The organism is Parapedobacter soli (genome assembly GCF_025460835.1).
Lineage (GTDB): Bacteria > Bacteroidota > Bacteroidia > Sphingobacteriales > Sphingobacteriaceae > Parapedobacter > Parapedobacter soli.
Genome location: NZ_JAMXAY010000086.1, coordinates 1 through 12,042 on the forward strand (window position 1 = coordinate 1; position 12,042 = coordinate 12,042).

General features: G+C 48.1%; 8 protein-coding genes. 5 read left to right on the top strand and 3 right to left on the bottom strand.

Translation table 11 applies throughout. The features are described from left to right. The first annotated feature begins 504 nt into the window (after positions 1–504). Positions 505–699, top strand: coding sequence for a hypothetical protein (locus NGM62_RS20770; RefSeq protein WP_262250235.1), 195 nt, complete (start codon positions 505–507; stop codon positions 697–699). Between the two features lie 61 nt (positions 700–760). Here NGM62_RS20770 and NGM62_RS20775 read toward each other — a convergent pair whose 3' ends face one another. After that, entirely contained in the window at positions 761–1,450 is a 690-nt protein-coding gene (locus NGM62_RS20775) for a hypothetical protein (RefSeq protein WP_262250236.1), read from the bottom strand. 16 nt (positions 1,451–1,466) lie between these two features. After that, entirely contained in the window at positions 1,467–2,027 is a 561-nt protein-coding gene (locus NGM62_RS20780) for a hypothetical protein (protein WP_262250237.1), read from the bottom strand. A gap of 530 nt (positions 2,028–2,557) precedes the next feature. On the opposite strand from NGM62_RS20780, the gene NGM62_RS20785 reads away from it, so the two are divergent. Genes NGM62_RS20785 through NGM62_RS20800 form a run of 4 tightly spaced genes read left to right on the top strand, consistent with a single transcriptional unit; the run spans position 2,558 to position 11,031 of the window. Further along, complete coding sequence (locus tag NGM62_RS20785; protein WP_262250238.1) at positions 2,558–4,867, top strand: zinc-dependent metalloprotease; 2,310 nt, start codon at positions 2,558–2,560, stop codon at positions 4,865–4,867. 25 nt (positions 4,868–4,892) lie between these two features. Next, a complete protein-coding gene (locus tag NGM62_RS20790; RefSeq protein WP_262250239.1) occupies positions 4,893–6,356 on the top strand; it encodes a TlpA family protein disulfide reductase in 1,464 nt (487 codons plus the stop codon). 32 nt (positions 6,357–6,388) lie between these two features. Then, positions 6,389–9,595 carry a SusC/RagA family TonB-linked outer membrane protein gene (locus NGM62_RS20795; protein WP_262250240.1) on the top strand — a complete coding sequence of 1,069 codons (3,207 nt, stop codon included), beginning with the start codon at positions 6,389–6,391 and terminating at the stop codon, positions 9,593–9,595. 17 nt (positions 9,596–9,612) lie between these two features. Next, positions 9,613–11,031, top strand: a complete 1,419-nt coding sequence (locus tag NGM62_RS20800) for a RagB/SusD family nutrient uptake outer membrane protein (protein ID WP_262250241.1) — start codon at positions 9,613–9,615, stop codon at positions 11,029–11,031. An 86-nt stretch (positions 11,032–11,117) separates the two neighbouring features. On the opposite strand, the gene NGM62_RS20805 is transcribed toward NGM62_RS20800, so the two are convergent. Next, positions 11,118–11,699 carry a hypothetical protein gene (locus NGM62_RS20805; RefSeq protein ID WP_262250242.1) on the bottom strand — a complete coding sequence of 194 codons (582 nt, stop codon included), beginning with the start codon at positions 11,697–11,699 and terminating at the stop codon, positions 11,118–11,120. Positions 11,700–12,042: the final 343 nt, after the last annotated feature.

Consider the following 12,042-nt stretch of genomic DNA (forward strand, 5'->3'; position numbering starts at 1 on the left):
AAAATCTAACTTAAACTGCTGTCCTGTTTTCGGGGGGAATTATAGTTATCACGGTCACATTGGTTGCGCTAAAGGTAAAAACTTTAACCGCCACATCCAAATTTTTGAAACATCAAATCGTTTTTGTAAGTTAGCTTACAGTAGATGTTTATTGGTTTCCGGCCATAGGCCGGATCTGCGTCTTTTTCATGAGATGCGGTTAACCACCCGGCCGTTCTCATGTAAATAAGGACGGCCGGTATTTTTTTCATCCGGCAAAATAATTCGGCAATTTCTTCGTTTTGGATATGAGGTTGATAGCCCCTAACCCCATTGGGGCGGACCCGTCTTGTTTAACGAGACGGGCTTTTTTCTTTTCAGTCGCCATACTGTCTGTTTTAACAAACATTCAACGTCAAATAGTTTGTACGTCTAATAGTAGGTCGCCAACAATAACCTGAAAATAGTGTTAGTATTTCTATGAGTTATAAGATATTCACTAACCCGGATAATCTGTAGGTAATAGTGATTGATGAGAACGGTGACGGCTTCTTATTCACCCCTGACGATGAATATAAACGCCAGTTCAGTGCGGACCGGCTAATTTACAATGAGATTGGCGATCTCTATATGGTGGAAGAGCTGTTCGGCGCCGAGTTAGGCCGGGACAAGTTCGAATTAGCAATGGCAGCGGTTATTGAGTATTTGGGGAGGAGTTGAAGAAGACCGTATCTTTGATGCACGTTATTAGATCAAATATTGCATTGTCCCCAATCCCGGGTTAGGGCGCTGGCGGGTTGAATAACACGTAAACCCTTCGTCCACAGTCATCCTTTCCGTTGTCATCCAGCCTCTTGCCCTTACGCCCATCACAAAAATCAATTAACGTGGTGATCATATGTTTCGGGTGGAAATCTTCACCAAAATTCTTCCTGAAATTCGCTAGTACATCCAATGCAGTTTTCGGTGAATCGAAAAAACCATCCGCAATCAATGCGTCCATATATGATTTGACCTCGCCCGGTTCATAGGTATTCAACGGGGTGTCCAAAGCGTCGCTTTTTCGCTCTTCCGTAAAGATATGGTAGTGCGTATATATTCCATCGGACTGCTGAAGCGAAATTTCATATACCTTCCGGCGCGATTGGTCCAATTGTTCCGTTACGAGAAGGTTGTAATTCTTTGCTGGTACGGGAGGAGGTAATATTATTTTGAATGTCTTGTTCAGAATGAGTGCGATATAATTGACATCGGCTGGGTCGTATTTTAGCGTGTGCAACGGATTTTCGACATCGCGCACATATGAACCATTGTCTTTGCCCATCATGTAAGAAAGTTCAAACCACGTCCATCCCAAATCAATACGTACTTTTTGCAGACTGTAAGCTTTTTCAACCTCAATAGCACTTGGAGAGGCTTTACTTGTTGACTTCTTGTTAGGTTTTCTTTTTTTGGATACTTCTTCAGGCATAGGCACAATTTAAAACTTATTCTTTCCTCAATTTATACCTAGGACTGTCATCACTCTCTCTGTCAAGCACCCCTTTTTTGTGTGCGTAAGCTAATGTACCATTAAAAATGTCTCGAGTCCAGTTTTTATTAAATTTGGTATTACAATAGTCGGCAAATTCCATTGAATTATGCCAGTCGATTAAGAAGTCATCTTTTGACTCTATTAGTATAAATAAGGCACCTGATGCTTTAAGTCTGTTGGGAATGAACTTAATGTCCTTTTCGACAAGCTTTTCTTCTATGGGGCAATCCGGGTAGAAGTCAATAAGGGAATAATTCCGTTTTAGTCCTCGCTCTTCTAGTTCATTATCGGTCATTGTCGAAGCTAATGCGTTAAAGAAAGTGGCAAAAACGTTTAGGTGATGATCACTATAACATGTGGTTGTTTCATTGTTCTCAACAGACGATACAAAGTTGCTTTCCGGGTTGTCGTTGATTTCCCTTGACAATTCCTTTTGAGTAAGATTAAAAGCAATACGAACTTCCTTGACTTGATTTGTGATAAAATTGTCTACAGATTTTATTAGTGAGGCCATAAAGCAAGAAGCTGAATATTGCCTCGGTAATAAAAAGCTAAAATAATTTTGAATAGTATAAATTATTATTTATCATTGCATTGTGATTGGTAATTATGTCCAATCCACGAGCGTTGACATAAGAGTCTCGACCGCAAATTCCGACAATTTGTAATCAGAGCGAGACGGTAGGTTAATGCCCGAGGTGATATTTTGTGTACTTTCGTGCCGCTATAGCACCAAGGGCCCTATCGTAATCCCGTTTCTGATAGGCGTCGGAACCTTGCGGTGCGGTTGTAGGGCCTGCTATAGTTTTTAGGTTCTAAGTATAACCAGGAGACTCGTTTTCAGCTAACCATTATGAGAACGAGTTTTTTATTTTTACAGCCTGCCTGTTTTCCAACTCTAATAGGAGATGGAAGCGCCGCTTTAACCACGGCCTGGGCAATATCAACTTCCAATCTTCACAAAAATGTAATTTCCAAGCCTGTTTGATTCGTCGTAAGAAATCTGAATTAACCTGATTTTCTTCATCTGAAATTAAACAAAAAATGAAGCGAAAATTACGCTTAGGGGATTGCTATGCCCTAACCAGACATAAACTAAGGCAATATAAAATAAGATATATCAGCCTACTGGCTGTACTAACGATCATGTGTTTGTATGCCGTGAAGCAGGTTTCCGCCCAAGAGGCGGAGCCTGCGGCTACGGCAGTTGCAGATATCATCGGTCCCGATGCCAAATCCCAATACGGCATGCTGGGTGTACATGAGGCAGGCGGCCGGATTTATCTAGAAATCCCAGACTCCTTGCTTGGCCGTGATATCTTAGTTATTAATCGTCTGGCGAAGGGGTGGGCAGGGCCACACCCTTTTGATTTCGTCAAACAGGGACTTGGCTATAGCGGAGACCTGATCAGCGAAGCTGTCTTCCGCTTTGATAGATTAACCCAGGGCAAGTTAGCTATTCGGATACTGGATTACAGTAACCGAGTGAAAGGTAACGGTGCGGCGGTATCGGTTCCCGTCAATGCATCGGAAATGCCCATTATCGGCATATTCGATATACAGGCTCGAAATGACAGGAGCGACGCTTCGTTGATCGGATGGACCGCTTTCATGGCTGAGGACAACGGTATAAATGCTTTTTCTCAACCGCTCAAAGTACAGTTTAAACTGGGCAATCCATTGCCGGATCGGTTGGTTATCCGGGAGGTTCTAACGGATAGCACGCACCTCATCGTGCGAAGCTGCCGGACTTACCTTTATAGCGGCAGCGGCACCCCGCTGACCATGGAAATTCAGTCTACTTGGTTTATGCTCCCCCGGCAACCGCTGCATGCGCGGCTCGCGGATGAGCGGTTGGGGTTTTTCTCGATAGCCGTAACCGACCATAGCGATATATATTCTCCACCCCAAAAGGCGCATCTCATTACGCGCTGGCGGTTGGAACCCCGTTCTACTGACCTGGAGGCTTATTTCAGGGGCGAGCTGGTTCAACCCGCCAAGCCTATCGTATTTTATATTGACCCTGCGATGCCAAAGGAATGGGTTCCGCATATGATTAAGGGTGTCAACGACTGGCAAATAGCTTTTGAACAAGCCGGTTTCAAGAATGCGATTTATGCAAAATGCGTGCTTCCGGGCGAAGAAAGTAAGTCAGTGGGCGATGCCCGATATTCGTTCATTACCTACAAGCCCTCCGGTGTGACGAACGCGCGGGGCAGTAGTGTGGTAGACCCCCGTAGCGGCGAAATCATTAACGCGGAGGTATCCTGGCATCACGGGATGCTGCGGATGCTTGACCAATGGCTATTTGTGCAAGGTGCGCTGCATCTGCCAACGCTTAGGTCCGCTGAGGTTGACAGCGCGCTGATGGGCAGGATGATCCGGTACATGGTATGCCATGAAGTCGGTCATGCGTTGGGTCTGACCCACAATTTCGGCGCCTCGTCGTCCGTTCCCGTAGAAAAATTACGAGACAGCAAATGGCTGGAAGAGCATGCATTTTGCCCGTCCGTCATGGATTATGCGCGCCTAAACTATGTGGCCCAACCGGAAGATAGCATAGGGGAATCCGGATTGTTCCCACGAATCGGCAAATACGATAAATGGGCGATAGCGTGGGCATACCGCTACCATCATCCTTTTATCTCCCAGGAAGAGGGAAAAAGGATATTGGATGAGTGGGTTACCTCCAAACAGACTGATCCGTTCCTTTGGTTCGGAGGCGAGCCTCATCTGGGGCAGCCGCGCGTGGAGCGCGAAGACCTGGGCGATGACGTTATAACCGCAGCAACTTATGGGTTGCTGAACCTACAACGAATCGTTGACAGTATCCCGCTATGGTTCGTCGGTCAGCCTGCGCTTATCGCGCAGCGACAGCGCGATGTCTATGAACAGTTTGTCAACTATATGGGCCATGTTGCTCAGGTAGGAGATGCCCGTTCCGTGAACTGGCTATACGAAAACTTTTTCTGTTCGTCTTCTTGGTTTTTCAAATCCGGATTGGGTACTGACACTACCGCGATTGGAAAGCTTCTTGAAAAAAGCATGGATGTGCTTTTAAGGCGGCTCCCACCCCGGGATCTGCAATTACTACATGAGCGGATCTGGAACAATAGTGAAGCGTCTGTGCGCCCGGACGGAAATGCGCGCCTGACACAACGCGCGTATATTTCCGCCATGTTGGCGGCATGCGGCCCTTCGGGGCAGATATCCCCGCCAACAGAAAATGCTATACTGGCGGGTTATTACCTCGATGCTGTACAACAGGCAGCAGAGCAGCATGCGACCGTGTCTGGCGACCCGGTGGTCACAGCCCATTTCCTTAAAATTCAGCGAATGCTTAGAAGCCGATAATCTTTTTACACCAACTATTACCAACATGATAAACGCTGCAAAATTACTTTTTCTAACCATCATTGCGTTCTGTACCTATCCGCAACGCGGAGAGGCACAGAACGCCCCGGCCTACGGCAATTATTCCACGTCGCCGATGAGCCTGGCGATAGGCGATACCGTGCCGGAATTTTTTTACCGGATACCGCACGAAGTGGCAATGACGGTTTCCGGACAATCACTGACCATCAGCCTCGATCAATTCAGGGACAGATTGATCATCTTGGATTTCTGGGCAACATGGTGCGGTCCATGTATAGCAACACTTGGCCGACTGAATGACATAAACAAGGAGTTTGACGATGAAATCGTTGTTATTCCGGTTTCCTATGAACAGGCATCCACCGGCGCGAAGGTGTGGAAGCGCGATGGCTGGGACTATCTGGCCATCGTAAGAGACTCGGTGCTGGGAAAAACATTTCCGACCCAAACCCTTCCCCATCAGGTGTGGATCAAGGGCGGAAAGGTTATCGCGATGCCCAAATCCGATTATGTCACCGCGGAAAACATCCAGCTGGTTCTCCAAGGCGAAGACCCGTCGTCATTGCTTTATATGCATACCGATGCGGGGGACATCGATCCGCTGAAGCCGGTCTTTGTGGAGGGAAATGGCAAGACGCGGAAGTATTATGATACGCCTGAAACAACCATAGCCGGATTCCTACCGGGTCATCGCGCCCGGAAGCTGGATTTTTACGTAGCCGCGGACACCAGCATCCTCTGTGCGGTGAATCTGCCGTTGCAGGAATTGTTTTTCAGGGCCTATAAGTATGAGGTCTTCCAACCCTGGGCGGGCGACCTTGTAGCTAGTCAACCCAACAGTGTAATATTGGAAGTGAGTGATAACATGTCGCAGAGGCTGACCCCTCCCTATGGACTGCTGAATAAGGGAGAGCTGAGCAAGGACAGTGCGTTTGCGGCATGGGAGTTAAAGAACCTTTTTGGTTACAACTTACGCATTCCCCAGTTGATCAGTGATACCCTAGCCCGCAAATACATGCAGGAAGACCTGAACTTTTTTTTTGGCATGTACCTGGGTTTGCAGGCGGTGATAGAGCACCGGCAGGAATATCGCTATCCGGTTCTCAGAAACATCGGCCCGGCGGACCAGACTAGGAAATACCTGACGGCCTCTTCGCCACCCGTCGATTTAGATCAAAAATCCAACCTCGTCATGAAAGAACTTCCGTATGGCCAGGGGTTGTTTTATACCCATCTGGATATTTCACTACAGCATGCGGCCGGTAGTGAATTCACCGCGCCATTGGTAGACAGCACCGGTATACCGGCAGACCTAAACGTCAATTTCCACTTCCCGAAAGCCATGCGCAACGGCTGGACATTGGAAGCAATTAACAGGGAATTGAAACGATACGGTATGCACGTGGTTACGGAAACCCGGAAAGTTCCGGTATTGGTGATCCGGGAACACGACTACGCCAAACAATAGTAAATAAAACCGCAACCATTTAATGAAGAGAAATGAAAGTATTTTTAGTCTTTTTCTTTGCAATCGGCTTTGCCGCTAATGCAACTCCTACACATGCCCAAAGCGGGATAACCGGAACAGTGACCAGCATGGATGACATCGCCCTGCCTGCCGCCACAATCCGATTGCTATCCACGAATCGGGTCATCCCGATTCGTCCTGATGGGACGTTCAGTGTTCGGAGGCCCGATGGCCGGGACACATTGCTGATAACCCACCTGGGGTACCATTCCCGAAAAATCGGCATCGATAGCCTTACAACCGGCCCCATTGATGTCCATTTGGTGGCCGATGGTAATCTATTGTCGGAGGTGGAGGTGAACACCGGCTACTACACCGTGCCCCAGGAGCGCGCCACAGGCTCGTTTACCCATATTGATAACGAATTGCTCAACCGCAATGTAAGCACCAACATTCTTGACCGGCTGGAAGGGGTGACCAATGGACTGTTGTTTGACCGGAGAAACCTGGCGGGAGAGCAAGTAGATGGCGCACCTGAATTGCGGATACGAGGTATAAGTACCATCGAGGCCAACGCTGCACCGTTGATAGTTGTTGATAATTTTCCTTATGACGGAGATATCAACAACCTCAACCCCAGTATGGTGGAAAGCGTTACCGTGCTCAGGGACGCGGCCGCGGCCAGCATATGGGGTGCGCGCGCCGGCAATGGCGTGATCGTCATTACGACCAAGCAGGGAAATTACAACCAGCCGGCACGGGTATCGTTCAGCAGCAATCTTAACTTCACGGATAAGCCTGATTTATTTTACAACCAAAACTTTCTTCCCTCGCCGATCGTAATGGGTATCCAAAAGGAGCTATTCCAACGTGGTAACTACCAAGAACGGGATCGAACGTACATCCCGTCGTATGTGGAATTGTTGATAAAGCTGCGTGACGGGGTGATCGATCAGCAGGATTTCGCCAGCGCTGAACGGACGATGCAGGAGACGGATTTACGCCATCAGGCCTCGGAGCTTCTGTACCGAAGGGGACTTGTGCAACGGTATGCATTCAGCATGCAAGGAGGAGTCCGGAATTACCGATATGCCTTGTCGGCAGGCCATGACCACCAGCAAGCAACCGTTTTCGGCAACGGAAACCAACGCTTAAGCCTCGGATGGCAAAATTCGTTTAAGGCGGGTGAGTCCTTAGAGATGCACACGGGGTTTTGGTACACGGGGCGGCGGCGGCATAATAACGGAATAACTTACGGCGCACTCAATGTAGGCACAATCAACCATGCTTATGACGGTCTGGTAAACCCGGATGGTAGCGCAGCGGTAATGGGCAGCACATACAGGCAGGTGTACCGCGAAAGCGCAGAAAGTATGGGGTTGCTGGATTGGATGTACCGTCCATTGGATGAGGTGTCGCTCAGGGAACGTATAAGCCGTCAGGGTGAATTGCGGCTCAGCACCGGGCTGGACTATCAACTTTTAACCGGGCTCAAGTTATCCTCCAATTACCAATACATCCTGTTAAATGGTGGCGCTGAAGAACTGCACTTTAAGGAGAGTTACTACGTGCGGAACTTGGTCAATAGGTATACACAGTCCGATGGGACACGGGTAATACCGTTTGCAGCGATTAAAGAGTACGGACCAAGCATTCGAAATGATGCTCATTCCGGGCGGGTCATGCTAAACTATTCCTTCATTCGGCCGCTCCATGAAGTCCGGTTCATAGCAGGCGCGGAAATCGGTCAAGAGATCGGTTTATCCAGCCCGGGTCAGACACTTTATAATTTTGACCCGAAATTATGGACTAGCGCCAATAGGTTTGACTATTTAACCCGGTATCCGACCCGCCCCACCGGATCCGCCCAGATTCCCAATACCAGTTACTCGCCATCAAAAAGCACCCAGCGGTATCTGTCGTACTTCGGGAATGGCAGCTATATGTTCAACAAGCGCTATACGTTGAGCGGGAGCCTCCGGTGGGACGGCAGTAACCTGTTGGGTGTAAAAACCAATCAACGGGGAACGGCATTGTGGTCCTTTGGCGGAAGCTGGCAACTAAGCGGGGAGCCCTTCTACTCATTGGAGCGCTTCATACCCTACCTCCGGTTACGGGCTACCTACGGCAGTGCCGGCAATATCGATAAAACCCAGAGCTATTACCCGACAATCATCGTTACCCAAAATAATACCACCGGACTGTTGCAATCGCTTCTAAGAAGTCCAGGCAATCCTTCGTTGCGATGGGAGCAGGTCAATACGGCAAATGTGGGAGTAGATTGGAAAACAGCACACAATCGGATAGCCGGTTCCTTCGAATACTATATTAAATATGCTAAGGATTTGTTGGGGGATAACATGATGGACCCCACATCTGGTATCGGCATCGGGACGGCATACAAAATGAATTACGGAAACCTGACAACCAGAGGATGGGATATCCAGGTAAACAGCCGGAACCTGATCGGTTTCCTGAATTGGTCATCCACCTTGCTGATTAGCCATAGCAGCAATAAAATCACACATCTCAAATCTGCTCCTCCGTTATATGATTACCAATACCTTGCAGCCACCTATTTGGAAGAGGGCCAATCGGTGGACATCCTGTATGCCAGCCCTTGGCACGGATTGAACCCCGAAAACGGAACACCATTGATATATATCGATGGTGCTGTATCCGATGATTATCAGTCTTACTGGCAGGGAATAGAAAAATCAATGTTAGCAGCTTATAATTCCGTTCCGATCGTGTTTGGTTCGTTAAGGAATGATTTCCGGCTCGGCGATCTTGATATCAGCTTCCTGATATCTTTTAAGACTGGTCACGTGTTCCGGCGGAATTCGCTTTCGCCGGCGCAGGAGTATCAATCAGCTGGTCTCGGCGCATTCCATATGGATTACTTTAAGCGATGGGCAAGACCGGGGGATGAACGGTTTACCGATGTGCCTGCAAGTAGCGGAATGGAAAGCAACAATCCGTTCTTGAGCAGCGTCTATCAATATTCTGATGCACTGATCACCAAAGGGGACGTCATACGTCTGCAAGACATCAGTCTAGGATATAAGATAAGCGGGGAAGCGCCTTATTTGCCGGTAAGGAACCTGAAACTGAATGTATACATCCGAAACGTTGGCATTTTATGGCGAGCGAACAAAAATGGGATAGACCCGGATTATCCGAATGCGGATTATCCAGCCCCGAGGTCATATGCCATCGGGTTGCAAATGGATTTTTAACTTAAATAGGATACGAGATGAAAAATTATATGCTTAAGCACCTGGTTCTTTGGTCGACTGTAATCATATTGCTTTGTGGATGTGGCCGGAAGTTCTTGGATGTTAAACCGGTGGCCTCGCAAAAGGTTCCGGAAACAATTGAAGATTACATGGGCATTTTGGATTATATATCCACCATGAACGCCAACAGCAGTCATGCATTGGGGATGATCGGCGGGGATGAATTGATTATGAGTGCAGAACAATACGCTTCCTTTCCCACCAATACCAACCAGATTTGGCAGATTAATGCATATTTATGGAAAGAGCATATTTACGAAGGCGGAGAAGGCGACCCGGTATACAACCCGCTCGACTGGAACATGGCCTACGAGCGTATACTTAAGGTAAATGTTGTTCTCGATGGAATCAACAACATGAATCCGCCTGCGGAACTCAAGACGGGTTGGAACAATGTAAAAGGCATTGCTTTGTTTCACAGGGCGTTCAACTATTATTGCTTGGCGCAATTGTTTTGTCCTGTGTATCGCCGAGCGTCGGAACATAGCGACCTTGGGCTGCCGTTGCGGTTGGAGGGCGATGTAACCGCCAAGGTCGGTCGCTCAAACCTGGCGGACACCTATCACCGGATATTAACCGACCTGAAGGACGCCGAAAGCCTGCTACCAAACACCTGGCAGGTGAAATTCCGGCCTGGCAAAGCAGCCGTGTACGCGCTGCTGGCGAGGATTTATCTTCAATTAGAGGATTACGACTTGGCTTATAGCTATGCCCAGCAATGCCTTGAACTGGAAAATCGGTTGGAAAATTATAGCGAATTGGACCTATCACGTAATCCGACATTTGGGGCTTACGGTGAAGGTAACAAAGAAATTATCTGGATGAACAGTGGGTTGATGCCAGCAATCCTATTTGCCGATATGTTTGTCAGCATTGACCCTTCATTGCTTGCCCGTTATGGGGACGGTGATTTAAGGAAAGAGGCTTTTTTCGGCGAAGGGATTTATGGGTCAGGTGTGTTCAAAGGCAGTTACGAAGGGTCAACGAGCTTTTTCACAGGCCTTGCAACAGATGAAGTATACCTGATCCGCGCGGAGTGTGCGGCACGGGAGGGCAATCATGACCAAGCGTTATCGGATTTGACGCTGCTACTCAAAAACCGTATCCATCCGGAAAAATTTGCGACATATGACTTTCCCAGTGAAAGTGATATCCTGGATGTCATATTGGATGAAAGACGGAAAGAGTTGGTTTTTCGCGGTGTGCGGTGGGAAGATCTCCGGCGATTGAATAGGGAGGGGCGGTATTCAAAAGTGCTGGAAAGGAAACTAGGGGATATCCGGGCTGAACTCAAACCGGGCGACGCGAGATACGTATGGCCAATTCCTTTTGAGGCCGTACAAATCGGTGGCTACCCCCAAAATAACAGGCATTGATTAGAAGAAAGGGGCGCGGTTAACGCGGCCCCTTCTCTTGACATTAAAATGGAACAAGCATATGGAGACTTGTTCAAAAGCTTACCCTAGGGCGTACGGCGGGCCGTGGCTTTTACCGTAATCCCGAGATCGATGATATCCTGGATGGTGTAATTAGTCGCCCCATCTTCTAGATTTTCCAGAATTTCCTCCAATTCGGTGAGGTTTTCACTGGGTACTTCGTCCAGGTCAAATTGGATTGCACATATAGTGCCCGTAGGTTGGTTCGGAACACAACCAGAATCCGTGCTTCCACTTGGAGGCCCGGTAATTGCTTGTTGACTGGGCATATTGGGATTCGATGGGTTAACTGTAACGGGAAACCATTGCAAATCTTGCAGTATCGGCCGCGAATCAATTTTTCCAAATGAAAGTTGGGCTCCCTGCGCCTTATCCGGTGCTTGCATCACCTGGATGGTTTTACTGCCGGTCTTAGCCTGCAGCCGTGCGAATTCGACATGAAGCTTTTCGGCGGTGCTCGCAAACACCTTAGCTTCCACGTATTCCACTGCGTCAGCGCTTCCGTGGTAAACTGCGTTTTCTTTGGCCACCGCAAAGGTGCCCATCAATGTAAAGAGGTAGGTAAGCGCCATACCGGCACCTAATCCTATATTGAGCTTTCTACACATGCTAATTGATCTTAAGTTAAAAAAATGTTTTGGTTAGTCGGTCATCGGCCGAACTCGCCGCCGTTCCCCAGGCAACTGGCCCGGGCGAATCGGTGTTCCCACCAACTCACGGAAGTTTAGCATACACGGCCCTGCGCCGGAACAACGCAAACTTGCAATCGTGTACCGCAGTATGATATTCGATGCTCCCCTTGCCATATCTTTTGCTTGTATGTATTTCTTGCTCCATACAAGCAAAGGTAGCGAGGGTTCAGCCCTCAAAAGTTGACATCGTTTGCACGAAAAGTTGACAATTATGTAGTCATCCCTTAAATTCTGTACAACACACTAACAATCAGTAAAA

Excerpts from the sequence above, each read along its gene's own strand:
- NGM62_RS20775 (WP_262250236.1), bottom strand. The coding sequence starts at position 1,450 with ATGCCTGAAGAAGTATCCAAAAAAAGAAAACCTAACAAGAAGTCAACA.
- NGM62_RS20780 (WP_262250237.1), bottom strand. The coding sequence starts at position 2,027 with ATGGCCTCACTAATAAAATCTGTAGACAATTTTATCACAAATCAAGTC.
- NGM62_RS20785 (WP_262250238.1), top strand. The coding sequence starts at position 2,558 with ATGAAGCGAAAATTACGCTTAGGGGATTGCTATGCCCTAACCAGACAT.
- NGM62_RS20790 (WP_262250239.1), top strand. The coding sequence starts at position 4,893 with ATGATAAACGCTGCAAAATTACTTTTTCTAACCATCATTGCGTTCTGT.
- NGM62_RS20795 (WP_262250240.1), top strand. The coding sequence starts at position 6,389 with ATGAAAGTATTTTTAGTCTTTTTCTTTGCAATCGGCTTTGCCGCTAAT.
- NGM62_RS20800 (WP_262250241.1), top strand. The coding sequence starts at position 9,613 with ATGAAAAATTATATGCTTAAGCACCTGGTTCTTTGGTCGACTGTAATC.
- NGM62_RS20805 (WP_262250242.1), bottom strand. The coding sequence starts at position 11,699 with ATGTGTAGAAAGCTCAATATAGGATTAGGTGCCGGTATGGCGCTTACC.